33 protein-coding genes and 1 pseudogene are annotated in these 21340 nt (G+C 60.6%); 3 read left to right on the top strand and 31 right to left on the bottom strand.

All coding sequences use genetic code 11. From position 1 onward, the window contains the following. Window positions 1-22 precede the first annotated feature (22 nt). Both BLS51_RS00395 and ldcA read left to right on the top strand, forming a co-directional pair. Entirely contained in the window at window positions 23-967 is a 945-nt protein-coding gene (locus BLS51_RS00395) for an alpha/beta fold hydrolase (RefSeq protein ID WP_090180883.1), read from the top strand. A gap of 10 nt (window positions 968-977) precedes the next feature. Beyond that, window positions 978-1901, top strand: coding sequence for a muramoyltetrapeptide carboxypeptidase (ldcA, locus tag BLS51_RS00390; protein ID WP_090180232.1), 924 nt, complete (start codon window positions 978-980; stop codon window positions 1899-1901). A 116-nt stretch (window positions 1902-2017) separates the two neighbouring features. Here the strand turns inward: ldcA and infA are convergent, their stop codons facing one another. The 11 genes from infA to BLS51_RS00340 all read right to left on the bottom strand — a co-directional run bounded on the left by infA (window position 2018) and on the right by BLS51_RS00340 (window position 8148). Next, window positions 2018-2284: a translation initiation factor IF-1 gene (gene infA, locus BLS51_RS00385; protein WP_090180237.1), complete on the bottom strand. Its 267-nt coding sequence runs from the start codon at window positions 2282-2284 to the stop codon at window positions 2018-2020. Between the two features lie 685 nt (window positions 2285-2969). After that, a complete protein-coding gene (locus BLS51_RS00380; RefSeq protein WP_090180241.1) occupies window positions 2970-4079 on the bottom strand; it encodes a tyrosine-type recombinase/integrase in 1110 nt (369 codons plus the stop codon). Beyond that, window positions 4080-4340, bottom strand: coding sequence for an excisionase (locus BLS51_RS00375; protein ID WP_090180245.1), 261 nt, complete (start codon window positions 4338-4340; stop codon window positions 4080-4082). Next, on the bottom strand, window positions 4337-4588 hold the full coding sequence (locus BLS51_RS00370) for a hypothetical protein (protein WP_139168622.1): 252 nt from the start codon (window positions 4586-4588) through the stop codon (window positions 4337-4339). The genes BLS51_RS00375 and BLS51_RS00370 overlap by 4 nt, the downstream gene beginning before the upstream one ends. Continuing rightward, on the bottom strand, window positions 4585-4950 hold the full coding sequence (locus BLS51_RS29650; protein WP_175472476.1) for a hypothetical protein: 366 nt from the start codon (window positions 4948-4950) through the stop codon (window positions 4585-4587). The genes BLS51_RS00370 and BLS51_RS29650 overlap by 4 nt, the downstream gene beginning before the upstream one ends. A 17-nt stretch (window positions 4951-4967) precedes the next feature. Then, window positions 4968-5747 carry a hypothetical protein gene (locus BLS51_RS30065; RefSeq protein ID WP_229207449.1) on the bottom strand — a complete coding sequence of 260 codons (780 nt, stop codon included), beginning with the start codon at window positions 5745-5747 and terminating at the stop codon, window positions 4968-4970. Then, window positions 5744-5986, bottom strand: coding sequence for a hypothetical protein (locus BLS51_RS00355; protein ID WP_090180253.1), 243 nt, complete (start codon window positions 5984-5986; stop codon window positions 5744-5746). The genes BLS51_RS30065 and BLS51_RS00355 overlap by 4 nt, the downstream gene beginning before the upstream one ends. Beyond that, window positions 5983-6114, bottom strand: a complete 132-nt coding sequence (locus BLS51_RS30410) for a hypothetical protein (protein WP_255369031.1) — start codon at window positions 6112-6114, stop codon at window positions 5983-5985. Before BLS51_RS30410 ends, BLS51_RS00355 begins: the two co-directional genes overlap by 4 nt. Then, entirely contained in the window at window positions 6111-6446 is a 336-nt protein-coding gene (locus BLS51_RS00350) for a hypothetical protein (RefSeq protein ID WP_090180256.1), read from the bottom strand. Before BLS51_RS00350 ends, BLS51_RS30410 begins: the two co-directional genes overlap by 4 nt. Beyond that, a complete protein-coding gene (locus tag BLS51_RS00345) occupies window positions 6443-7240 on the bottom strand; it encodes a hypothetical protein (protein WP_090180259.1) in 798 nt (265 codons plus the stop codon). The genes BLS51_RS00350 and BLS51_RS00345 overlap by 4 nt, the downstream gene beginning before the upstream one ends. Further along, window positions 7237-8148: a phage Gp37/Gp68 family protein gene (locus BLS51_RS00340; RefSeq protein WP_090180265.1), complete on the bottom strand. Its 912-nt coding sequence runs from the start codon at window positions 8146-8148 to the stop codon at window positions 7237-7239. Before BLS51_RS00340 ends, BLS51_RS00345 begins: the two co-directional genes overlap by 4 nt. A 14-nt stretch (window positions 8149-8162) precedes the next feature. Here BLS51_RS00340 and BLS51_RS00335 point away from each other — a divergent pair, with 14 nt between their 5' ends. Then, on the top strand, window positions 8163-8792 hold the full coding sequence (locus BLS51_RS00335; RefSeq protein WP_090180268.1) for a hypothetical protein: 630 nt from the start codon (window positions 8163-8165) through the stop codon (window positions 8790-8792). 8 nt (window positions 8793-8800) lie between these two features. On the opposite strand, the gene BLS51_RS30480 is transcribed toward BLS51_RS00335, so the two are convergent. The 20 genes and pseudogenes from BLS51_RS30480 to BLS51_RS00245 all read right to left on the bottom strand — a co-directional run bounded on the left by BLS51_RS30480 (window position 8801) and on the right by BLS51_RS00245 (window position 21324). Next, window positions 8801-9196 carry a DNA translocase FtsK gene (locus tag BLS51_RS30480; RefSeq protein ID WP_304529049.1) on the bottom strand — a complete coding sequence of 132 codons (396 nt, stop codon included), beginning with the start codon at window positions 9194-9196 and terminating at the stop codon, window positions 8801-8803. 21 nt (window positions 9197-9217) lie between these two features. Beyond that, window positions 9218-10111: pseudogene (locus BLS51_RS00330) on the bottom strand (recombination-associated protein RdgC); the annotation flags it as partial. Between the two features lie 27 nt (window positions 10112-10138). Next, window positions 10139-10531 (bottom strand): hypothetical protein, encoded by a 393-nt coding sequence (locus BLS51_RS30055; protein ID WP_229207450.1) that lies wholly within the window; start codon window positions 10529-10531, stop codon window positions 10139-10141. Next, window positions 10528-10989: a DUF1367 family protein gene (locus BLS51_RS00320; RefSeq protein WP_229207451.1), complete on the bottom strand. Its 462-nt coding sequence runs from the start codon at window positions 10987-10989 to the stop codon at window positions 10528-10530. The genes BLS51_RS30055 and BLS51_RS00320 overlap by 4 nt, the downstream gene beginning before the upstream one ends. A gap of 31 nt (window positions 10990-11020) precedes the next feature. Continuing rightward, complete coding sequence (locus tag BLS51_RS00315) at window positions 11021-11620, bottom strand: hypothetical protein (protein ID WP_090180272.1); 600 nt, start codon at window positions 11618-11620, stop codon at window positions 11021-11023. Further along, window positions 11617-12321 carry a KTSC domain-containing protein gene (locus BLS51_RS29920; protein WP_217636417.1) on the bottom strand — a complete coding sequence of 235 codons (705 nt, stop codon included), beginning with the start codon at window positions 12319-12321 and terminating at the stop codon, window positions 11617-11619. The genes BLS51_RS00315 and BLS51_RS29920 overlap by 4 nt, the downstream gene beginning before the upstream one ends. Before the next feature lie 23 nt (window positions 12322-12344). Further along, window positions 12345-13754 (bottom strand): coiled-coil domain-containing protein, encoded by a 1410-nt coding sequence (locus tag BLS51_RS00300; protein WP_090180277.1) that lies wholly within the window; start codon window positions 13752-13754, stop codon window positions 12345-12347. Next, on the bottom strand, window positions 13751-14407 hold the full coding sequence (locus BLS51_RS00295; RefSeq protein ID WP_090180280.1) for a lambda exonuclease family protein: 657 nt from the start codon (window positions 14405-14407) through the stop codon (window positions 13751-13753). The genes BLS51_RS00300 and BLS51_RS00295 overlap by 4 nt, the downstream gene beginning before the upstream one ends. Next, window positions 14404-15408 carry a hypothetical protein gene (locus tag BLS51_RS00290; RefSeq protein ID WP_175472475.1) on the bottom strand — a complete coding sequence of 335 codons (1005 nt, stop codon included), beginning with the start codon at window positions 15406-15408 and terminating at the stop codon, window positions 14404-14406. The genes BLS51_RS00295 and BLS51_RS00290 overlap by 4 nt, the downstream gene beginning before the upstream one ends. Beyond that, on the bottom strand, window positions 15405-15533 hold the full coding sequence (locus BLS51_RS30405) for a hypothetical protein (RefSeq protein ID WP_255369029.1): 129 nt from the start codon (window positions 15531-15533) through the stop codon (window positions 15405-15407). The genes BLS51_RS00290 and BLS51_RS30405 overlap by 4 nt, the downstream gene beginning before the upstream one ends. Further along, the gene (locus BLS51_RS29645) at window positions 15530-15667 is read right to left on the bottom strand and encodes a hypothetical protein (RefSeq protein WP_175472474.1); all 138 of its coding nucleotides are present in this window, start codon (window positions 15665-15667) and stop codon (window positions 15530-15532) included. Before BLS51_RS29645 ends, BLS51_RS30405 begins: the two co-directional genes overlap by 4 nt. After that, on the bottom strand, window positions 15651-15917 hold the full coding sequence (locus tag BLS51_RS00285; protein ID WP_090180284.1) for a hypothetical protein: 267 nt from the start codon (window positions 15915-15917) through the stop codon (window positions 15651-15653). Before BLS51_RS00285 ends, BLS51_RS29645 begins: the two co-directional genes overlap by 17 nt. After that, window positions 15914-16270, bottom strand: coding sequence for a hypothetical protein (locus BLS51_RS00280; RefSeq protein WP_090180287.1), 357 nt, complete (start codon window positions 16268-16270; stop codon window positions 15914-15916). The genes BLS51_RS00285 and BLS51_RS00280 overlap by 4 nt, the downstream gene beginning before the upstream one ends. Beyond that, window positions 16267-16596: a hypothetical protein gene (locus BLS51_RS00275; RefSeq protein WP_090180291.1), complete on the bottom strand. Its 330-nt coding sequence runs from the start codon at window positions 16594-16596 to the stop codon at window positions 16267-16269. The genes BLS51_RS00280 and BLS51_RS00275 overlap by 4 nt, the downstream gene beginning before the upstream one ends. 321 nt (window positions 16597-16917) lie before the next feature. Next, the gene (locus tag BLS51_RS00270; RefSeq protein WP_090180298.1) at window positions 16918-17265 is read right to left on the bottom strand and encodes a hypothetical protein; all 348 of its coding nucleotides are present in this window, start codon (window positions 17263-17265) and stop codon (window positions 16918-16920) included. A gap of 210 nt (window positions 17266-17475) precedes the next feature. After that, a complete protein-coding gene (locus BLS51_RS29640) occupies window positions 17476-17643 on the bottom strand; it encodes a hypothetical protein (RefSeq protein ID WP_175472473.1) in 168 nt (55 codons plus the stop codon). A gap of 148 nt (window positions 17644-17791) precedes the next feature. After that, window positions 17792-18223 (bottom strand): response regulator, encoded by a 432-nt coding sequence (locus BLS51_RS30585; protein ID WP_175472472.1) that lies wholly within the window; start codon window positions 18221-18223, stop codon window positions 17792-17794. Window positions 18224-18999: 776 nt separating this feature from the next. After that, window positions 19000-19734 carry a tetratricopeptide repeat protein gene (locus BLS51_RS00255; RefSeq protein ID WP_139168620.1) on the bottom strand — a complete coding sequence of 245 codons (735 nt, stop codon included), beginning with the start codon at window positions 19732-19734 and terminating at the stop codon, window positions 19000-19002. Window positions 19735-20285: 551 nt separating this feature from the next. Beyond that, on the bottom strand, window positions 20286-20594 hold the full coding sequence (locus tag BLS51_RS00250) for a DUF3761 domain-containing protein (protein ID WP_090180892.1): 309 nt from the start codon (window positions 20592-20594) through the stop codon (window positions 20286-20288). A gap of 19 nt (window positions 20595-20613) precedes the next feature. Further along, window positions 20614-21324 carry a hypothetical protein gene (locus tag BLS51_RS00245; protein WP_090180312.1) on the bottom strand — a complete coding sequence of 237 codons (711 nt, stop codon included), beginning with the start codon at window positions 21322-21324 and terminating at the stop codon, window positions 20614-20616. Window positions 21325-21340 lie beyond the last annotated feature (16 nt).

Genomic DNA, 21340 nt, shown 5'->3' with positions numbered 1-21340 from the left:
AGGTTCGATCTGGGAGATGGTCTTGGCTACCGCACATGCAAACGGCATCACGATTGCCTATGAAACCAGCGGCAATCCACTCGATCCGCCAGTATTGCTGGTGATGGGGCTGGGCATGCAGCTGATCGCCTGGCCGCAGGACCTGATCGATGGCCTGGTCGAGCAGGGCTACTATGTGATCCGCTTCGACAACCGCGATGTCGGGCTCTCCACCAAGCTGCATCAGCACAAGCGCCCCAATCTGCTGTGGGCCTATCTGAAAAACCTGGCCGGCTGGAAGCAGGCCGCTCCCTACACACTCAATGATATGGCCGACGACGCGCTTGGCCTGCTGGATGCGCTGGGTATCGGCAAGGCGCACCTGGTTGGCGTGTCGATGGGCGGCATGATCGCGCAGATCTTCGCCTCGCATTACGCCGCACGCACACTGAGTCTGACCTCCATCATGTCCAGCAGCGGCCGCCGCGGCTTGCCCGGCCCGACGCCGGCGGCGCGCAACGCGCTGATGCGGCCACCGGCCGATCCCGGCAACCGCAATGAGGTGATCGAGCGCAGCATCGCGGTGTTCCGGCTGATTGGCAGTCCAGCGTTTCCGGCGCCGGAGCGTAGCTTGCGCGCGTCGATCGAGCGGGCGCTGGACCGCAGCGTCAGCCCGGACGGCATGGCGCGGCAGCTGATCGCCATCGTCGCTTCGGGCGACCGCACGCCGCTGCTGCGCAAGATACGCTGCCCGTCACTGGTGATTCATGGCGCTGCCGATCCGCTGGTGCCGGTGGCCTGCGGCATCGACACGGCGCAAGCGATACCGGGCGCGCGCCTGCACGTCATCGAAGGCATGGGCCACGACCTGCCAGCGCAGTTGATCGAGCGCCTGCTTGCCTTGCTCGACCAGCACCTGCGCGGTAATATGACGCCGGAACCTCCTCCGCTGACCCAGCATCGCGCGGGTAGCGGCACACATCATTGAACGAGACATTTTGAGCACATCGAAAATCGGCATCGCGATTGCAGCGCCCAGCGGCCGCCCACCGGATAACGACGCCTTGCTGCAAGGCGTGCAGCGCCTGGAACAGCAAGGCTTCCTGGTCCACAATTACTATGACGACGACAAGAGATTCCAGCGCTTCGGCGGCACCGACGCCTGGCGCCTGGCGCAGCTGAACGCGGCGGCGTCGGACCCGGCGGTGCAAGTGGTGGTCGCGTTGCGCGGTTCGTATGGCATGTCGCGACTGCTGCCGTCGATCAATTTCCAGAAGATGGCCGACAGCGGCAAGCTGTTTGTCGGCTACAGCGATTTCACCGCCTTCCAGATGCCGCTGCTGAAGCAGACCGGCCATATCAGCTTCGGCGGGCCGATGATGTGCGATGACTTTATCCGTCCCGAGCCGGTGGAATACACCATGCGGCAGTTCTGGGACTGCCTGCGCGGACCTGTGCACACGGTGCGCGGCACGGTGGCCGAGGGCGGGGCGGACAATCCGGTGGTCGACGTCAGCGGCAAGCTATGGGGCGGTAACCTGGCGATGATGGTCAGCTTGCTCGGCACGCCGTATTTCCAGGCGCTGGACGGTGGCATCTGCTTCATCGAAGACATCAGCGAGCATCCATACCGGATCGAGCGCATGGTGCTGCAACTGTTCTACGCCGGCGCGCTGGATGGCCAGCGCGCGCTGGTGCTGGGGGATTTCTCCGGCTACAAGCTGAATCCGATGGACAACGGCTACGACTTCGAGGCGATGCTGGTTTATCTGCGCGAGCGCCTGCCCATCCCCGTGCTGACCGGCCTGCCGTTCGGCCACATCAAGGAGCGGGCGACGCTACCGTATGGCGGGATGGCGCATTTGCTGTCGGATGCGCGCGCTCTGACGCTGACGATCAGCGATTATCCGACCTTGCGTTGACTTCGACGCGCAACGCCCGCACTTCGCGCGCGAGGGCGTCGACGTTATGCGCGAGCGACTGGATCACAAAAAGCCCGAAATGGATGTGTTGATGGTGACGCCGGCAAACACCAGCTTCAGCGCCTGTTTCGGAAAGCTGGGCGAGAGTTCGCGGCTCTAGGCGAGTCAATATGACGGAAAGTGATCCGGCCCTTGCTGAGATCGTACGCGGACAGTTCGAGAGTGACGCGATCGCCGGCCAGAATACGGATGAAATTTTTTTTCATGCGGCCTGCCGTGTAAGCAATGAGATTGTGGCCGTTTTCCAATTCGACGCGGAAGCGGCTGTCGGGGAGGATGTCCTGCACAACGCCTTGCATTTCGATGAGTTCTTCTTTTGCCATGACTTAGATCTCCGGTACGAGGTGGATTTGTCGAGCTTGCTCGCCGAAGTCTGAGTTGGCGAGCTTGTACGAGACCAACTTGTGAGCCAGCGTGCCTGCTGGCTGCGCTTCAACGAAATCACGTATGTTGGCCATGACGTCATAGCCACCGGCATCCGGCCTGATCTGGCCAATACCTTTTAACCTGCTAAACCAATGGATAGTTCCTGTATGTGTACTGATATGCTGCTCCTGGCTGTGTATGAATGATCCCAACTCTACAGTAGAGCCATAGGTCGAGAATCGGACAGGAATCGGCGAGGCCTAGACAGGAAGGAAACAGGACGGTGGCAAAATACAGGGATGGGAGGGCTAGTGTACAGTAAAAAGGGGGATTAGCCTAATTAGGGTGGAATCTCTGCCTGCAGAGCACAGCCAGTGGTCCGACTCATATTGGTCGCGCGGATGCGATATCCCGACTCCGAGCGCTGCCCGGTGTTACCCAACAGGTCTTGATAATTACGGTGCTATACAGTGGTTGATAGTGGGTGCTGTATAATACTGCGTTTCCGCCTAACGGCATGATTTAATTCAAAAAAGTCCAAGTCTATAATGCTATCTACAGCATTCGTCGGGATTTTTTATAGCGCCTTTAGGTAAAGGCGGTCTGAGGTTTTTTCGAAAATTCGTTGAATATTTTTCGATATCACCTCACCGCAACCTTCGTCCAGCCCTGGCCCCGCAGATCGTCGTATTTCTCTGTCATGCTAGCAGTTTTGTGGCCCAGCAGAGCCTGCGCAAACTCAGGGCCATACTGCTCTCGATACAGTCTCTCTGCCAAACTTCGGATCTCGTGGAACGTCGGTGGCGTCCTGCCTTCCGATGCCTCAATGCCTGCCGCAACCCGGCCTGCTGTGAACGCTGTCGAAATACCATTGCTGGCGAACCGATCACCAGGTTTCGCGCTGGCGACGTGCTTTGCGTGGTGAATGAGGTAAGGCGTACGTATGCCATCCTTGCAAGCCGCGACAGCTTCACCGATCGAGAGATTCACCGCGTTCAACCGGATGTTGAGGTCCAGTGCCAGCCTGACGCGACCTTGTCCTTTGCCTTGGATGACATGGAGCATGCCGTCGCAGGCATCTGCGAACTTCATCCCGGCAACGTCGTCGCGGCGCTGTGCTGTTACCAAGGCAAGGTCCATGGCGCGGGCCAGCCAGGCAGGCACCTCTTTTCGAATTGCCTGGTACTGTTCCAGTGAAAGCCGCTCGCGTTTTACCGTACGTGATGGCGTGTAGGTCGCTTTCACTGGATTCCGCCCCGGTTCGATAAGCCCCTGCGTTTCCGCCATTCGAAAGACATCGCTCAGGCGCGCGCGCAGCCCCATCGCGGTAGCCGCGCCTGTGCCTTGCTCCACAGCGGTTAGGTAGGGTGCGATATGTGCCGTCGTCACATCCCTCAATTTGCGCCAGGCGAAGCCTGCTTCGGCGATCCTCCTCAGGTACATGGTGCACGACCGCAGTGTCGCCGCTGCCGGAGCTGTTTCGCCTTGCTTTAACCATAATTCGTTATAGATCGGCAGCCAATCGATTAGCGTGTAGTCGGACTTGCCGAGCACCCAGTCGGCGAGAGGAGTTGGCTTGATCGTCGCCAGCGCGGCGTTTGCGGCTCGTGCTTCGGAAAAAGCGTGCGCTTTGTCGTGTCCGAGCCCTTTGGATTTACGACTTTGCGGATTGATGAAGTAATAATAGCCGGCACTGTTTTGGTAGAGATTGGGCGGGAAAGCGCGGTTCTTTGCTAGTCTTGCACGAGCCATTTAGTTTGCCTTGTACACCGCATCGTGCTTGACGCGCCAGATGCGGCCTATCTTCTGTGGCTGTGGCTGGATGTGGCCTTGGCTCACCCAGCGCAGCAGCGTATTGTCGTGTGGCACCTTGGAGAAATTGAGCTTGGCCCATTCTTGCAAAGTGATGAAGCGCGCCTGCATACCAGGCGCTGGGCGCTGTGCCGTCGGCTGGCGCTCCAGTTCAAGCATCAATTCGGCGATGCGGCGGCGTTCTTCCTGGCTGTACATCATGGTGACGTCTCCTTTGGTAATGGCCGCGCCATCTTCAGCTGGTCCATGGTTCGGGCGATCTCGTCCGGATCGAGCGTGAGCGCCGATTTTCGCGGCGCGAGCAGGGTGTGCAGCTGGTCGACCTTCGCCGTCAGCGTCTCGATGGCGTGCAGCACGTCTGCGATGGACGGATCGAATGACTGCACGAGGGTGAGCGCGGGCGTGCGCGACGCCGGCGGCTGCCGACGCTGGTCTGGGTGCAGCATCATGCACCTCCTGTCGGTGCCGACCAGGCCTGATAGGCGCTGCCCGGTTGGCCAGGCTCGTTGCTGCCAGTGCAGGCCCTCCGGTGGTCAGTCGCACGCGGGCAGCGCTTATTGCCGCAGGTCGGGCATAGCACCATGCGGCAGTCGTCCAATGAGACCGGCCGGCAGGTCGCGCACCAGCATGCTACTTCTGGCAACGCGCGCGGACGGGCGCCGCCGAAGTCGATGCTGGCCAGCGGCGCGGCCTGCGCGGCCTTCATCCAGAACACCTCGACTTCGAGCTCCAGCACCCGGCGCTTCAGCGCGGCATTGTCGCGCGCTTGGCTTTGCAGATCGTGCGCCAGGCGTTCGCGTGGCCAAGTCATCAGAAAGTTGTACAGACTCACGCCCCACCGCCTTCCTGCTGGTGGTGGGCGGCTAGAGCGGCGTCTCGAAGCTCACGCACGGCATTGGCGCATTGAAGGCATGCCGTGCGATATGCGCCATTCGTGCCGTCGGCTTGCTGGTCGCAGGCTTGGGCAGCTCGCTCCAAGGCGAGTGCCGACGCGCGCTGGCCAGCTGCATACAGGGTCACCGCCTGGAACTGCACCAACATGGCCCGCAGCGCCATGACGCTGCCGAACACGATCTGGTCCTTGTCGTCCTCGCGCGCGCCGACGTGGTCGTACCACTGTTTGGTCGTCCAGCTGACGCGCTCGGCCAGCTTCTGTTGCTGCGCTTCGCTCAGTGCCTCACCCTGCACCGATTGCGCTGGCGCGGCATCAGCCGGGGCGGATGTGGGCAACGGTGAGTGTTTCGGCTTTGCGGCCTGTTTGGCGCGGATCTGCTCGACCTTGGTCCAGATGCGCGCCAGCTCCGTTTCGGCGTCCGCGTGCATGTCCAGGTTGTTCGCCAGGCACAGCGCCGCCAGCGTCACCATCACGCCGCCGACCTCCTGCGCAGGCTCGCCGACAGGCCGGCCGTACACGTAGTCCACCAGCTGGTGCGCCTCGCTGGACGTGCAGCCGGTCGACTGGACCAGCTCCAGTGCCTCTTCCAGGAAGCGATGATTGCGCTCTTCGCGGTCGCCGGCGATCATCTCACCGAAGCAGGCCAGCATCCACGGCTGCACCCGCTCTTGGAAGGTCGCGCCGGCGGCACCGATCTCTAATTTCTCGCTCATGTTGCTTCCTCAATAATCGTTATGTCACACGGCCGCACCGGCTCGGCGCTGCCCTCCAGGTAGACCACCATTTCCTCATCACCCTTGTGGTGGCAGAAGCCGGCGATGAACTTCTTGACGCCGGCGTGTCGCACCGGTCGGCACAGCTGCTTGGCGCGGTGAATGCGCATATCGTGCTGCTCGGCCAGGTCGCGTGCGGTAGGCTTCTTGACCTCTTCTGCAGTGGCGCGGGCGTTCATGCCGGCCACCAGCAGATCAGGTTAGCCAGCGCTGCCGCGCCGTAGAGCAGGGCGATCAGCTGGAATGCGCGCCGCCGGGCGTGCGGGTCGCTCGGCAACGGGGCTTGCAGGTCTTCATCGTATTTCATGATCTGCCTTTCTTCTTTTTGAGATAGGGGCGGTCGCTGCCGAATGCTGGCTTGCTGCACGGTGCCAGCGCCACCTCGGGAACTACCAGCGATTCGACCAACGCTTGAAACTGGCTGCGGCTCACCACGCCGAAGTTCTCGCCTTTGAAGCGGATCACATCCCCGGCAGCCACGCCATGCACCTGGCCAGTTAGGATTGAGCGCAATCTGTCGCGCTCGGTCTCGCGTGCAGCGGCGATTGCGCTGCGGCCCACGGTAGTTTGTGCCAGCGCCAACACTGCGACCATTGCGCAGTTTGTGCGCTCGCTGTCGATCAGCATGCGGCCGATCATGATGCCGCTCGCTTAAATTCGATCACCCATACGAATGGATTCGCCGCCCAGCTGCCGGCGCCGTTGATCGATTCCCACAGGTGCTTATAGCGCTTGGCGTAGGTATCGCAGTCAACGCAATCCACATCCTCGATGACGCCGCCATTCGGCCCTAGCGCACGATGCAGGCGCGTGCCGCCGCAGCGGTCGCACAGCGTCCAGTCTGCCACTTCGCGTTCGCTATCGAGGCGCTCGCAGCCTTCCGCGTCGGCGTCGGCTTCGCTGATGTCGTTCAGGCGCTCAACACGCACGCCCGTGATTTCCAGCTCGATGCGGCAAGCCGCACGCGGCATGAAAATGGCAGGGCGCTTGTACCAGCCGGGCAGCGCACCGCCGCGTCCGGTCGCCAGCGGCACGTCAGGGCTGTCCGCGTCGTACTGGTAGCGGCGGCCGCACTCGACGGTCATGTCGATGAAGTGCCATTCGTCGCGGCGCTTCTTCTCGCTGTAGCGAGTCATCCATCGGCCGTAGGCGTAGAAGGTCTCCCGCACCCGCAGGCGGTCGTCTGGCTCGCCATATGGACAGAAAATCTCTTCGCTGAGGTACGCACCGCCGCCAACCGCTTCGGCACTGAAGCGCGCCGGGGCCGGCCCGCAGTCGCGTGGAATGCGGAAGCCATCGAATTCAATGCCTGGGGCGCCGCCATCGACGTAATTCAGGCCTGGCAGCTTCACAACGCGCCGCGTCTGCGACTTGCTGTCGTCCAGCAACGCTCGCACCATCGGCGCGCTGAAGAGAATAGGGCGCTCTTTCATTTGGCCTCCGGGAAACCGTTGTGTTCGAGGCCATCCAGCAGTCGGCCGGCGGCGCGCTTGCCGACGCGCGCCATATGGGTGCCGTCTTCGAAGTGGTGCCACTTTGGGCGGTCGGTGAAAGGTGCTGCGCCTTCCACCACCAGTACCTTGCCTAGCACGCTGCGCTCAGGCTTCGCGGCCAGCCATTCACCGTGCTGCTTGAATAGGAACGGCACGCCGGCGTTACGGCACTGGTCTCGGATGCTGCGCACCCACTCGGGATGCATCGGGCGTGCGCCGGCGCCGCTCTCGCCGCCGACGATGACCCACCAGTTGCCCAGGTACAGGCCGATCTGGTTGAATCCCGGCACCTTGGCGAAGTCGACCGGGCCCAGCAGCGGTTCCATGCTCAAGAACTTGACCCTGGCGTCCAGCTGCAGCAACTTGGGAATGTCGCGGTTGGCCTCGGCCTGGCTGGTGATCGTCGCCCCCAGCCACACGTTGGGGTAGAGGCGGTCGAAGTCGAACGGCACCGGCAACATGTTGCCGGCGTTGCCGATCCGCTTTGTCAGCAGCAGCCAATCCAGATTCGGCGTCGCCTCGATCAGGCGGAACAGATCCTCACGCCATGCCGGGTCGACCTCGTTGTCGAACACGTCGGCCAGGCTGGCGCAGAACACGCGTTGGCGGTGGCCGTGCGCCGCGTAGAACTCGGCGTGCGCAGCGTTCCATGCAAGCGGTTTGCGCCAGTTGGCGGCGCTGGTGCGGCGGCGCGGCGCGCCCGGACCCCAGTTCACGGCCGTGCCGCCAGCGCACCGCGCGTTGCGAGCCTCTGCGTAGCAGTGGTCGCAGCCCGGGCCGACTTTGGTGCAGCCTTCCCACGGATTAAGCGTGTGATCAGCCCACTCGATCTTTGTGTTTTCGCTCATGCTACAATTTCCTTATGAAAACATTAATTGAATTCTTCGACCCGCCGATCATGCGGCTGTGCCTTATGATCTTCATCGGTATGGCCGCTTTGGCCGGGTACAACTGGATTCCTTGGTCCTGCTTAACCGCATCGGATTGGGCCGCTTGGGTGGGTGCGATTGGAACTGTTGGCACATTGATCGGCACCATCTGGCTTGCTACCTCAGCCGATCGCAGAAGACTGCACGAGGAGGCCTCGCGTGCAATAATTTCGGCCCATGCGCTGCATCTTCGGATCACATCCGCATGGGAGGTCGTTCGCAAAGCGATAGAAAGTCTTGAGAGCGAGTCCATACAAGGATTTAAGTACCAGCAGATAGCTGAAACGATTATCGATACAGCCCTCTGGACGGACGAAGAGGTTTTGCCATTGCTGATTCTGCCCCGCAACGTGGCCGCAGAACTTGTTGCCACTCGTGACACACTCCAGCATTGCGTCCGACTCCTCCAGTCTGGCAACCCGAATAAACTCATGAGTCCGGAGCGTTCGCCGGAAATCGAGCAGGTTACGATCCGCTATCTCAGGCAGGTAAACGCAGGCCTTGATATGGTTTCGAGCGAGTGCCAAAAATATCTGCGCAGAACTATGCACGTCGAGTTTTGATGTGCCCGTCACTGCGGACTCCTACAAATAAGAAGCTCGCGGTTGCCATTCGACTGCATCGGGCCGACAACTTTTCCTTCCATCGCCTCCAACAGCCGCGCCGCACGGTTGTAGCCGACGCGCAGGTGGCGCTGCACCAGCGATATTGACGCGCGCTGGTTGGCGCGCACCACAGCCACGGCCTGTTCGTACAGCGGATCGGTAGTGCTGCCGTCGCCGGGCGGCCCCTCGGCGCGAGCGCCCAGTTCCACCGACCTGCCGCTGACTGTGATTGTCGCGGTGACGCCATCCTTGGCCAGGCCTTGGTGCAGGCGGCGCGCGGCGGCCAGCGCGGTGCCGTCATCGACGATGCGCTGCTCGCGTACCGGCTCGTCGCCCTTGGCGTGCGTGCGCGGCGCCGGCATCTTCTGCTCGCCGGGCGCTTCCATCACCGCCTCGCCGCCCAGCGCTTCCACCACGTCGGCCAGCAGCTTGGCCAGCTCGCCGGTCATCAGCATGAAATCGCCGTCGAAGCGCTCTTCGTCGTTGCGGCTGGTGATTTCGCGCTCGGTCAGCACGTCCAGCGGCTTGACCGACTTGACGGCCAGGCTCTCGTCAAGCACGAAGCTAATCTTGCTTTCCCAGGTCATGGCCAGGCGCGTGCACTGCTTGCCGGCGTCGATATGGCGGCGCACGTCGGCCGGGTCCAGGGTGTGCTTCTTGTATGCGACTTGCGCCTTGCTCTCGCCGGTGGCGCGCAGCGTAGCGTCCTGGTCGACCGTGAAGCCGGCCGGTGCCTCGTCTGTGGCCAGCCACTCCGTCATCACACCAACCGGCGAGCGCTGCACGCGCAGGCTTTCCAGCGGCATGCGGTCGACCGCCTTCAGCAACAGCTTGATCGCCTCGTCGGCCTTGGCCGGGCTGGCCGCGTCCACCACCAGCCAGCCGCCCACCGGATCGATCCAGCAGAAGGTCTGCGCCTTGATGCTGAACGCGCGCGGCAGCAGCTCGTCCGCGACGCGCTCCTTCAGTTCCTTCATGGCCTTCTTGCCGGGCGCGAAGCCTTGGGCCTCTTCCATCTCCAGCGCGCGGGCGGCTGCCACCTGGTTGATGACGGTTGACGGCAGCAGCTTCTTCTCGGTTTCGAGCTTGAGCAGCATCTGCTGATTGACGGTGTGCACCAGGCCGCCACCCGGGCGCGGCGCGGACCAGCCTTGGCGCAGCAGTTCGTTGCTGCTGGCGGGCGCGAAGGCCTGCGAAGCGAGGGCTACTGCCAGCGCGTCGGCGGTCATCGCCCACGGCGCAGGGAGGCGGTAAATCTGAAGGTTGCGAAAGAACATGAGGAATCCTTGTGTATGACTGGCCGGTTATTCCGCGCGCGGCGCGACGTCGGCTTCGGTGACGGTGTACCGCTGCACGTTTTTGACGGTGTAGAAGGTTGGCGGTGCATGCTTGGTGATCCAGCCCGCGAGGAACTCGCTCAGCTCTTGCACGGCATTCGTGCTGACGTCTGGGTAGTCCTCACCGTATTCGCCCGCGATGTCGTATGCGCGTTCACCCATCGTCTCGATGATGTCGTCGACGTCGATCAGTTCTTTTGGCTCCGGGTGCATCGCTTCGGCGCGAAACACTACCGCACCCACCTCAAGATCATGGTTGCCGATGAGGTCGTCCAGCGTGCGCGCGTTGAAGTTCTCTTCATCGACGGACCAGCATTCCTCGGCCGTCGGCGCGGCGTTGTTTTCGGTTTGGGCATTCATGTGAACCTCAGTAGTTGATTGATTACTTCGTCCAGGTCTTGCCTGGTGTATCTGGTCAAAATGCGCCGCAGCACCACGTCCACGGTCGCGTTGTACAGCTGTTCAAACTCGATCTCATCCATCAGGCCGAAGCTGATACTCTTCGCCTCCAGCCTGACCTCGCTCCGCAGGTTCACCGTCGACTCGTAGAATCCGGCCAGGATGATCAGATCCTTGCGGAAGCGCTCTTTGTTCTTCGCGACTGGCATGCCTTGGTAGGTCAGGCCGTCGCGCGGTTCCCACTGCTCGAAAGCGAAGTCCAGCAGCGCGAAGTACTTCTTATGAAACTTGTAATTCCTGACCCGCTTAAAGTCGGCGTGGGTCAGTTCGCCGGCCTTCATTTTCTGGATGAAGGCCGCCGCAGCCTCGTCGTGTGGCACGAGGATGTTGGAAACCTTCATCAGTACGATGTCGGTCAAGGCGGTCCCCCGACCATGCTGTAGTAGCCCATCAATCCTCCCCGTCGCAGCAAATGCTCCGCACGCCGTTGCTGCGCAGCAGGTACGGTTCGCCGTTCGGCTTGAACTGCGAGCCGCTGTAGCGCTGGCCGCTCGGCAGCGGCTGGCCATAGAAGCGCTCGTGGTATGCCAGCGCTTCGCCTTGGATGCGCGCCATCAGCACCTCGGTGCCGACACGGCGCGCCCACACCCACTGCGGCCCGTCTTCGGTGTCATGAATCGACAGGGTGAACCAGCCCTCGCCGGCGGGTGGCTCGCAGAACCAGTCACGGACGTGGCCGGCCTCGTGCTCGTAGTAGGCGATGTAGGCCGGATTGGTGTCGGCTTCGCTTTCGAGAGAGTCGAACTTGTACTCTAGGCCCTGCGCGAGCATCCAGGCGGCGTAGGCTTGGTGATCCTCTTCGAAGTTGGGCAGTTCGGGATGCCACCACCAGCCGTCGTCATCGCGCTGTTCGTGCGCTGGGTAGATCAGCGCCGCAGCGGCGGCTTGTTGGCGCTGGAGTCGGCCGCGCGTGCGCAGATGCATCTGGCCAAAGAACAGGATCAGCAAGCTGGCGCAGATCAGCAGTGCAGAGATGTTTTGGTTGCTCATGCCACGCCGCCCAGGTCAGCCACACTGATCACGATGCCACGGCAGTACACGATGCCGTCTTCCATAATTTCGAAGGTGGCGTGAGGAATGTCGGTACGGTAGGTCCAGCTGGTGTCTTCTTCTTTGGCCCAGAACGCATCGACTGCGCGGACGTGCTGCACGCGGGCGGCGTAGTCTTGCAGGCCCTCGTCGTTGTCGATGTCCTCGCGGTAGGGCAGCAAGCCCTTGGAATCGATCAGGGCGGTACATGGCGCGCCGCGCTCGTCGTTGATGGCGCCGCGCAGTTCCATCAGATCGTCGCTGGCGCCGAAGATCACCACCAGGCCTGCCGCTTTGGCCTGGGCCTGCTCTTCCGCCGACAGGTCAAACGGGTACTCGCGGCCGTGCAGCGCCACGGCCAGCGATTCCTTGGTCAGCGCCGACGTGGTTGCCACTGGCACCGCCGACGGCACGCCCAGGTTCTTGTACGGGTATTTTTCCTTCGCTGGCTGGATGTGCGCGATGAAGTGCTTGCCGATTGATTCTGCGCCGGCGAAGGCATCATAGTCCGCCTTCGAGAACTGGCTGTAGTGGTACACGTTGCCTGGTTCTCCCTTTGCGAAAAACTGGACGGCCAGCACCTGGGCCGCCGGATCGTGGCCGATGGCGTGGATTTTGGAAGAAGCGACTTTCATCAGCGGGATGGAATTTGCGGTGTGCATGGTGTTCTCCGTGTGGTTGGTGGTTATGCTGCGTTGCGCAGCTCGCTGCGCAGGGTGGCGATATCGATGACGACCAGGCGGTCGAGCAGCGCGGCCAGCGGCAAGTTGGCGCCGGCGGCCAGCAGGTTCAGGAACTCGATGTCCTGCTGCACCTCGCGGTCGGCGGCATCGAACAGGCCGGCCGTGGTCGCAGTGGCGGCCGGTGCCGGCACAGTGCGCAGCGGCTGGTCGTTGTAGAAGCTGGCGGTGCGGTGGACGTCGGCGACGCCGCCGCCGGGAGCCGTTCCCTGCGTGCTGGTGCGGTCCTGCGCCGCCAGATAGTTGGCTTCCGCGATGGCCGACGCTGCTGCTTGCTGACGCGTGGCGCCGACTGCGGCCGCCTTCTGATCCAGCTGCGCCTTGGTCGCGGCGTTCACGCGGTCGCGCTCGGCCTTCTCGGAAGCGGCTTTCTCTTCGGCGGCCTTGCGTGTCTCCTCGGCAGCGCGCTCGGCGTCAGCTGCGGCCTTCGCGGCAGCCAGCTCAGCCAGCTGGCGGTCGATTTCCGCTTGTGCAAGCCGGTTCTTCTCCGCCTGGGCATCCGCTTCAGCCTTGAGCTTTGCGGCAGCCTCTTCGCGTTCACGCAGCGCTGCTGCCTCTTGCTCAGCGGCGAGCGCGGCCAGTCGGTCAGCCTCGGCTTTCTGCTCGGCCGCAATGCGGTCCGCTTCTGCATCAGCCAGGCGCTTGCGTTCAGCAGCAGCCTCACGCAGCTGCTGCAGTTCTGCTCGCTCGGCGGCGATGCGTTTAGCTTCGGCTTCGCCGGCAGCGGCCGCTGTCTGCGCGACCGTTAATTTTGCTATGGCGTCGGCGTGGGCCAACTTCGCCGCATCCAGCAGCGTGCCGAAGTCGTCGCCCGGTTCGTCCGCGTCCAGCGCGGTCAGCATGGCGCCGATTTCTGCCGAGGTCTTGCCGATCGCCTGCAGCGGCAGTTCGCGGATCGCCACCAAGCGCTGACGGAGTTCTTCCTGGCGCGCGGCCTCGGCCGCCTTCAATTCTTCCTTGCGCTTTTTCTCCGCCTCGATGGCGTTATGGAATTTCGCCTCGTACGGCGCCACCGCTTCGACCAGGTCCCTGTACCGGGTGTCCAGCAGCTTGCCGATCTGGAGGATTGGCGCCTTCCGGTCGGCGCGGGCCTTTTCGCCAGCAATGCGGACATCGTCGCGGAAAGCGGCGCGGTACTTGATGCACACATCCATGCCGGCCGTGGTGCTAGCGTCCGGCGTGATGGCGTCGGCTTCCAATTTCAGCGCGGCCAACTTGTCGTTGAAGGGCTTGAAGACCTCGGCAACGTACTTCGCCGGGTCCAGGGTAATCAGTTGGCTGGCCGCCGGCACGCCGGCACCAGCTTGGATTGCAACGGCGCCAACTGCTTCGTTTTCTGCTGGGTGGTTGTTCATGCTGCTTCCTTGTATTTGAATAGAATTTCTCGGTCGGTGACGCGGCGCTCGAAAGCCGAGAGCTCTAACACCATCGCGTCAATAAACTCGTCATCGCGCATCACGCGCTTGATGTACAGGTCCGTGCCGGCGTTCGCCAGGTCCGGCACGTACATGATGAAATCGCACCACTTGCGAGCGGTGATCCACATGCCGCCCTGCATCTGGTGCATGTATTCGGAGAGGTCGCCGGTTTCCATGATTTCGGCGATCTTGATGCTGTCGATTGGCGCCTTGATTTCGATCAGGCCATCATCGTCAACGAAGCCGTCAGTGGAGTAGCCGAACAGATCATCATCAGTCAGCACCAGCCCCGCCTCGGTCGCCATCCTTTCCGTGTGCGCCTCATAGGCCATCCGCGCTAACCGTTCCATCTCATGGCCGCGATCAAGCACCCAAGCCTTCACTGGAGCGCCATACGGCTTTCCGCTGATGCGCTCAATCGCAAGGTCGGCGGCATATTTGTCAGATGCAATCGACGGGTCGCCTGCCTTACGCTTTCCGGATGTCCGGGTTAGCTTTGACAGCGCGTCGGCGAAGCAGGATGCCGTAATTACGCCAGCGCGGGCCTGGTGCCACTCGGGCGTTCCTTGAGCACATGCGATGAACTTCACGGCGCACCTCCAGACTTTTCAGCCCGGGCGAGCAGGGTGTCAAAGTGCGGCGCCAGAGTTTCCTGCGTAGCCTTCGACAAGCCATTCCAGCTTGCCTGGAAGACTTCTACGCCTTCGGCAGCGATGATTTCCATGTCGGCCAGGATCTCGCCTGCAGCGGTTGACAGGGCCGGTACTGCGGGCTTCTCGGCTGGCTGTGCGGCCTTGAAAGCTTCGCCGCGAGCGGCGACCGCAGCCTTGAAGGCGTTGGACGCGGTTGCATCCTTTGCTTCGTTGATGGCCTTTACGCCGGCTTTCCATACGGCGGTGAGATCGTCGGCTGTTGGCGCAGCGTTGGCCCGCGCCACCCACTCCTCCGCAAGCGCGGTCACCGCCGGTTCGCCAGTCTCGTCGTTGCGCAGCTCTTCGGGCATATCTTCGATGTCCTGGCTGAACATGTCGGATGCGCCGGTGACGGTGAGCGTCATCGCAACATGCGCCCGTTTCGATGCCATTTTCAGCACGGTGTTCGCCTGGTCGGCGGCCTCGGTGCGGATCTGAATTACTTTGTAGACGCCACGATCCCCCTTGCCGAACTTCAGTCGCCGCATGGTCTCCGGTGTCAGATCGAATTCCTCCGTGCAGATGGCCTTGCGCCACTTGTACTTTTCCTCGGCAGACGAGCATTCGCCAACGCCTTCGCCCAGCACGATGCCGGTGGTCTGGTGCGTGCCGACGCAGGTGACGCGGCAGCGCGCAACGCCTTCACCACCCAGGTCTTCGACGCGATAAGACGGCGCGATGCGGAAGGCGACGCAAAGGACTTCGGCACCAGCCTTGTACAGCGTCGGTTTCGGCGTGCCGGGAATCTTCCCGTAGTGCACGCCTTCCTTCATCACGGCGCGCATCACTTCCTGCACTAGGTTCACGCGTTCGCGGATTTCGGCGGCGGAGTAGCGGTGCATTTCGGCGGCCGTCAGGCCGGCCACCTCGCGGGGCGGCAATTCGACTACTGCATTCATTTCATTCTCCGGTTCAGGTTGTTTGCTTCGTTATTCAGTAGCGCCAGGCGCAGCGCATGTGCTGGGCGGTGGCCGGCGCGGTAGTTGCGCAGCGCGGCCACCGCGACGTGGGCGAGGGCGGTCACTTGTCCGACTTGCCTCGCCAGGCGGCCAGCTCGCGCGCCGCGCTTTCTTCCTCGGCGCGCTGGCGGTCCGCGTAGATCACCAGCAGCACCGCAATGGCAGCGGCCGTTAGAATGAAGTCACGGAGTAGCTTCACGGTGCACCTCCTTCTTGCGGCGAGCCATCAGGCGGTCACGCTTGAGCTGGATCGCCGCCTCCATCTGCGTGCGGCGCTGCGCCGGCGGCACATTCAGGCCTTCCATCGCAATCTCGTAGCACCGCAGTTCATGGGATGTCATCTGTGCGTTGTCGGTGAACAGCGTCAGGATTCTCCGGCACGCCACTTCCGCATGCGATGGCGCGGTGCTGGACAGCTGCGCCAGGGGCCCGCAATCGCTGGCATTCATTGGCGCACCCGAATGAACACGCCTAGGGCGCCAGCGTCATATGCCGCGTCCTGCAAGGCATGCGGATTGCCGATGGCGGTGTAGCTGCGCGACTTGTCGTCGCCATCCTTCACGGTGACGGTGTAGGTCAGGCCGAACTCTCGCGCGGCGAGTTGCGGTGCCACGCTGTTGCGGTCACGCCCGGGGATCGGGTAGCGGCTCACGTGGCTGCCGGCTGGCGCCGACTCTGGCGCGTCCAGGTTGCCGGCCATCAGCGATTCAGTCAGGCCCGAATCCTGATAGGCGAAGGCGAGGGCGGCGAATACAGCGAGGCGCGAGTTGCGGCCGGCGGTGATGTGCGTGACGGTGCTCATGCTGCACTCGCAACAGGATTGGCGACCGTCGCTTGGAACGTGACGTTGATGCCGTGCTGCAAGCGGCGTGACAGCTCGGTATGGATGCGCTTGTTGATGTTGTCCATGGCCTTGTCGACGCTGGCGTTGACGTCCAGCTTGCGCATCACCTCGACGGTGACCGCGTCGGCCACGGCGCCGCGCGCCTGGTTTTTCACTTCAGCGACCCACTGCGTCATGTTCTGCGCCACCGCAGCGCGCAGCATCTCGACAGCTTCCTTCTCGACCTTCGCTTTTGCCTGGTCGAGGATCGAGCGCATCTGTTGCTCAGTCAGTTCGATCTGCATCCCGCTCTCCTTGTTGACTTCGTTGTTGGCCGGCTTTCACCATGTCCGGCATGGGCTTGTGTGCGATCAAGCTCGCATGTGGTGCTTCGGTACTGGCGCGTTCGGCGCGAGGCGTACTGACGCATTCCCTACTGATTCACCACACAGCAGCGTGCTGGGCTCGAAACCAGCTCGGTGAAGGCCACGATTTGTTTGCGCCCAGCCTGATTCCGGGTTCATCGCTGTCCGGAGGGTGTCGTCGACTTACGTGGCATCAGCGCGTGTCCATCCACGCCGACGCTGCTGTGTGGTTCCCGCGCTTACCCGGCGCGGGACGGCCATTCAAACGACGCAGTGCAGATCAAACACCGCACGCTCGGCACGGGCTTGCGCCTGGTCCATGGCGCGAGCGCGGACTGCTGCGCGATCAACTGCCCACGACATCTGTTTGAACTGCTCCGGCTTGATCAGGGCGGAGACGTTGATGTTGTGGCCAGCCAGCGTGACAGCCTCGACGCTGCAACCGTCGTCCTCATCCGCGAAGCCATACAGGTCGAGATGGAGGTCGTCGTGCAGGTAGTTGCACATGAGGCAGATCAGGTCGGCGGGCACGGCCGGCTGAGTGATCGCGGGCTTCGCTGGAGTGACAGCGCGAGCGGCGAGCAGGGCGGCGGCGACTGGGGCGTTCATGGTGATCAGCCTTTCACCGGTTGTTGTGCTGCGAAGGCCGCGTCACCGCGGTGAGTTGCTTCTGCGAGGGCTTTCAGTTCTGCTGGGGACATTTCGTTCTCCATCGTGTTTGGTGCGTCGATGGAGAAATAATAGCAAAGCTATTTTATATATGCAATAGCGATGCTATTAATTATTTGCGTAGAGTTGCTATTTGTTGAGAAATTGGAATTAGAAGGGCGGTTCTGTCGTCTCGACTGGCGGAACCATACGCCGCCAGTCGATCTCATCCGTATTGATGTGCTTGATGATGTTGGTGGTGTCGAAGTGCGCGAAGCTGCGCGAGAAGCCGCCAATGCGCGGTGACAGCAGCATCATGGGCAGGGTAACCGCATTCATGAGGGCTCTCATCAATATGAGGGGTGAGCTGGTCGTACAGCAAGCACGCACGTGCAAGAGCCTCGTTTAACATCTTTTTTGCAGAGTGCAATGTCTTCGTCTCAGAGCACGAGGCTGCGCAAACGTAACTCGATACAGTGCACAGAGACTAGTCTCGCGAGAAAAATCTGGAAGGGCCGATCGACTGAATAATTGATTCGACGCTTGCGGACTTTGAAAGGTATTTATCAAAGCCAGCTTCGAATGCAGCTTGTTGGGATGCAGGAGAGTCATATCCCGAGTGTGCGATCAACAGTAGATGGCAAGAATGGGGAATGGCCCTGGCGGCCCTCGCAAATTCGAAGCCATTCATTTTCGGCATGTCTAGATCAGAAATGCACACGTCGGGATTGAACGCTGTTATGCCAGCTAGCGCTGCGCTTGCAGAATAATGGCAGCTGACCTCATAGCCTAGGACTGTTAGCAAGTCGTGCAAAATGTTCGCAACATCTTCATTGTCATCGAGAACGATGACGCGACGCGGGCGTTCGCCCAGAAGTTCTACGGACCCGCCTGCAGGTTGGGGTGTGGCTGGCTGCATAAAATTCCCTTTCGCCCCAGTGGAATGGCACTGAGCGAGGGGAGAGCAGTCAGCCCCTTGATTGTAGTGCATTTTAGTCACTGGTCGTGTTCAGTACAGGGATATTATCGGGCCAGTATGGGAATCGCCGATGCGCGGCGACACCAAGATGATGGGGAGGGTGGGGAAGTAGTGTTGCGCTTCGGCGATTAAGCGCGCGCCAGGTGCCGGGTATGTCTGGTCGGGATTGACGAGGACTGCGGCGAGGGGGATGCCATCGACGGTGATGACTGCGGCTTGGTGTTGCATTTCAGCATTATGCCACAGCTATGTCTGCGCCTCTCGCGGGCTTGGCTTGTTTATCGATGATCCCCTATGCTTCCGCAAGCCAGCTTTACTTTGTAGTGCGTTTGGGCAAATTTGCGAACGCGACCAGTCGGCGTGAAATCACCTCGTATTGTGCAAGCTGACAGCTTGCGTCCCCCTGCGTCACATCCTCGCCTAGCTCATAATCTGCAGTCTCTCTCTCTCGCTTCATTGCGTATAGCGCATCTGCAATACTTTTGCCATCTCGAGAAGGATGTTTTTTAAAACGATTGATGAGGATCCTATGCGTCCCGACGTCCATAGGATTGGCGGGAGGGCACTCGTCGACTAAGCACAGTGCTCTGTGCATTGCCGCGTAATATGTCCGTGAAACGCTATTCCGCCAGTCAATTTCGTTAGCGCCACCGCTAAGCTCCTGGGCAAATCTTAGAAAGTCTTGATGGGATACTGTCATGTCGCTGTCTGATAAATTAACCCAGATACATTTCTACAGGATGGCAGACGATAGAAAAAAGCTCCAGTCCCGTATTTTCAAAATTCTTATTCAATTCATCATATATGTATAGATTGCATTCGGCACATTGTTCATGATTAGCTTTTATATAATAACGTGTGATGAATTCGCCGCTCGCAAAGCTTTTCCGCCTTTGGTGCCTGACCTCATATCCGAAATCCCTCACAGCCCGTCGACTTACCAACAAGCGCGCAAGAATGTCCTCCTGCGTGAAATGCAATTCTTCCGCAGCGCGCTTTAGTTGGATAACGTCTACCATTTTTTGGGTAAGCGATAGTTTTACATCTGCTCGGTGCACTTGATCTATTTCGTTAAAATGAGTTATCGTTAAGTCGAACTGCCCAACCAACCATGGCAGTTCGACTGCCTGAAATCTGACATCGGCATCTAATGGCCATCGAGTGACGGCGTCCCCCATTAAGGTCAGGCCCTCTTCATAATTGCCAAACGAAAATAACACAGAAACAGCGTTTAGAAAACCGACAATTGAGTCGTCCGCTTGATCGGTGCATTTTTTAAGTGCCGCCCGCGCCTCTGACTCTGCTTCGGTGCGCTGGCCCAGCTGCTCATACACCATTGAACGAAGTGCTGACGCTGCGCCACCGTGTATGGCGTTGCGAGCACTGAGATTTTGCAGTCTAACGTTGATTTGGTGGAGGCGAGAGGTGTCTAAATCAAAACCAAGAGCCATAGAGCGCACCTCGTTCCAGAGGCCTTCTAATTCTAAGTGAGGTATTGGAGCTGACATAGTGGTGGTTGTAAACTTTCTGAAATCGGCCTAGAATTTGTTCAGGGTAGGCGGGCCGGCGATAACCGGCCCGCTTTCCTTAGGTCACAGTATGCCGATTTGATGCAGAGCCAAAAGCAGCCCCGAAATGGCAGCAATACACTTGGCAACATCAATCGTTATACTCACCTTTGTTGCTGGCACTTTTGCTTTCATGAGTTAGACCTCGGTGAAAGCTCGTGCGCACGAGCTGTTAGCCCGATGTACTTATAAAGCGCCCTTCCATGGCGCCCGTGGCAGAAATCTGCAGCTCCCCACCACGCCGCGGCGACCGTCCGGTCTATGCGGTTCGGAAGCAAAGTTTCGCTTGTCCGGGCCATCCGGCTGCGGGGCTACGCTTTACCGCCTACACAGCATGCCTGCCGTGTTCCCAGGTGCCCCTGGGATTCTTGTCCCGCGCATCGGATGGTGCGCGGGCTCATTTCTCGCAAATAGCCTTCCAGTGATCTTCGAACTTACAACCAGGCTGAGACGCCACCATGGCCGGAGCAGGTGCCACGCCGGCTCTTACTGAAGCTGTAGCTACCATCCCGACACTTAGCGCTGGCGCCGGCCGGCACCTTGCCGTCGACGCTCTTGGCCGGGGAGTGGACATCCTGGCCAGCCTTGTTGCGGTAGTGGCCGTGCGTTTGCAGGTCGGCTTCGTTTGGCTCGGCTTTCTTTGGGGCGGCTGGCGCGGTAACTGGCGCGCGATCCGGTGGCGCCAGCTGGGCAAGCGCGGGCACAGTCAGGGCCGCGAGAAGGAGCGTAGCTAGAAGTCGCATGTTCATGGCGGTCAACTTCCTATGGCATTGTAATTTTCGTGCCATCTTTGAAGATTATCGCCTCAGGCACAAATTTGGTGTGATACTTTCCCTCTTCAAGATTTGCAAGGGATTTGTGGGCCTCCATGAACTGATTGTAGTCGCGGCTTCCTTCCCAGATCTTCGACTCACCCACCTCGATGCCGTCGTCAAAAGAGAAGCCGACACGTCCCTGTTCTTTATCGAAAATATCATAAAAGTGCACAGTTCCCTTGACCCCAAGAATCGGCTTCGCACCTTTGTTTTCGATGCCTAACTTGAATTCCTGTCGATCCCCGTATTGCCCTGCGCGCGGATTGCTCGGTGCCAAAGTCTTAGAAAGTACGGTTACGGTCACCAGTCCTTGAATTTGTTTTTGGATCTCCGCCTGCTCTGCAAGTAACTTTTTCTTAAGAGCCTCCTGCGCCGCCTCTTCATCCTTGCGCGCCGCCGCCCATTTATTCTGCTCTTCGATGGCACCCCCAATTGTGAGCCCTGGGGTAATGAGAGTTTCCTTACCAAACGCCTGTAAAAACTTTGCGCGAACGAGAAAAGCCGCCACGGTCTGCCTATCGGTCTCACTCAGTTGCTGCAAGGGTTGCTTTAGTTCCGTCTCCCATTTATCTGCATCCGCTGGAATTGCTGTGGACTTTGGGTTATGGCAGGCGGAAAGGGCAAATAGCACGGCAATGCACACGGCAAAATTCTTCATACTGTCCTCGCTGTGG

The sequence above is a fragment of the Duganella sp. OV510 genome, from assembly GCF_900100205.1.
In the GTDB taxonomy this organism is placed as follows: Bacteria; Pseudomonadota; Gammaproteobacteria; order Burkholderiales; family Burkholderiaceae_D; genus Rugamonas.
Note: the sequence above shows the minus strand (reverse complement) of the source record. Positions and strands in the feature narration are given on the sequence as shown.

Coding starts and splice junctions, on each gene's coding strand:
- BLS51_RS00275 (WP_090180291.1), bottom strand. CDS start 16,596: ATGCAGATCGAACTGACTGAGCAACAGATGCGCTCGATCCTCGACCAG.
- BLS51_RS00380 (WP_090180241.1), bottom strand. CDS start 4,079: ATGGCTCGTGCAAGACTAGCAAAGAACCGCGCTTTCCCGCCCAATCTC.
- BLS51_RS29920 (WP_217636417.1), bottom strand. CDS start 12,321: ATGCACACCGCAAATTCCATCCCGCTGATGAAAGTCGCTTCTTCCAAA.
- BLS51_RS00255 (WP_139168620.1), bottom strand. CDS start 19,734: ATGGCTCTTGGTTTTGATTTAGACACCTCTCGCCTCCACCAAATCAAC.
- BLS51_RS00340 (WP_090180265.1), bottom strand. CDS start 8,148: ATGAGCGAAAACACAAAGATCGAGTGGGCTGATCACACGCTTAATCCG.
- BLS51_RS00285 (WP_090180284.1), bottom strand. CDS start 15,917: ATGAATGCCAGCGATTGCGGGCCCCTGGCGCAGCTGTCCAGCACCGCG.
- BLS51_RS00355 (WP_090180253.1), bottom strand. CDS start 5,986: ATGAACGCCCGCGCCACTGCAGAAGAGGTCAAGAAGCCTACCGCACGC.
- BLS51_RS00375 (WP_090180245.1), bottom strand. CDS start 4,340: ATGATGTACAGCCAGGAAGAACGCCGCCGCATCGCCGAATTGATGCTT.
- infA (WP_090180237.1), bottom strand. CDS start 2,284: ATGGCAAAAGAAGAACTCATCGAAATGCAAGGCGTTGTGCAGGACATC.
- BLS51_RS00315 (WP_090180272.1), bottom strand. CDS start 11,620: ATGAGCAACCAAAACATCTCTGCACTGCTGATCTGCGCCAGCTTGCTG.
- BLS51_RS00290 (WP_175472475.1), bottom strand. CDS start 15,408: ATGAATGCAGTAGTCGAATTGCCGCCCCGCGAGGTGGCCGGCCTGACG.
- BLS51_RS30410 (WP_255369031.1), bottom strand. CDS start 6,114: ATGAAATACGATGAAGACCTGCAAGCCCCGTTGCCGAGCGACCCGCAC.
- BLS51_RS00350 (WP_090180256.1), bottom strand. CDS start 6,446: ATGATCGGCCGCATGCTGATCGACAGCGAGCGCACAAACTGCGCAATG.
- BLS51_RS00250 (WP_090180892.1), bottom strand. CDS start 20,594: ATGCGACTTCTAGCTACGCTCCTTCTCGCGGCCCTGACTGTGCCCGCG.
- BLS51_RS00280 (WP_090180287.1), bottom strand. CDS start 16,270: ATGAGCACCGTCACGCACATCACCGCCGGCCGCAACTCGCGCCTCGCT.
- BLS51_RS29640 (WP_175472473.1), bottom strand. CDS start 17,643: ATGAATGCGGTTACCCTGCCCATGATGCTGCTGTCACCGCGCATTGGC.
- BLS51_RS00335 (WP_090180268.1), top strand. CDS start 8,163: ATGAAAACATTAATTGAATTCTTCGACCCGCCGATCATGCGGCTGTGC.
- BLS51_RS00300 (WP_090180277.1), bottom strand. CDS start 13,754: ATGAACAACCACCCAGCAGAAAACGAAGCAGTTGGCGCCGTTGCAATC.
- BLS51_RS30480 (WP_304529049.1), bottom strand. CDS start 9,196: ATGCCGGCGCCGCGCACGCACGCCAAGGGCGACGAGCCGGTACGCGAG.
- BLS51_RS30055 (WP_229207450.1), bottom strand. CDS start 10,531: ATGAATGCCCAAACCGAAAACAACGCCGCGCCGACGGCCGAGGAATGC.
- BLS51_RS00345 (WP_090180259.1), bottom strand. CDS start 7,240: ATGAAAGAGCGCCCTATTCTCTTCAGCGCGCCGATGGTGCGAGCGTTG.
- BLS51_RS00245 (WP_090180312.1), bottom strand. CDS start 21,324: ATGAAGAATTTTGCCGTGTGCATTGCCGTGCTATTTGCCCTTTCCGCC.
- BLS51_RS00370 (WP_139168622.1), bottom strand. CDS start 4,588: ATGATGCTGCACCCAGACCAGCGTCGGCAGCCGCCGGCGTCGCGCACG.
- BLS51_RS29650 (WP_175472476.1), bottom strand. CDS start 4,950: ATGACTTGGCCACGCGAACGCCTGGCGCACGATCTGCAAAGCCAAGCG.
- BLS51_RS00270 (WP_090180298.1), bottom strand. CDS start 17,265: ATGAACGCCCCAGTCGCCGCCGCCCTGCTCGCCGCTCGCGCTGTCACT.
- BLS51_RS30585 (WP_175472472.1), bottom strand. CDS start 18,223: ATGCAGCCAGCCACACCCCAACCTGCAGGCGGGTCCGTAGAACTTCTG.
- BLS51_RS30065 (WP_229207449.1), bottom strand. CDS start 5,747: ATGAGCGAGAAATTAGAGATCGGTGCCGCCGGCGCGACCTTCCAAGAG.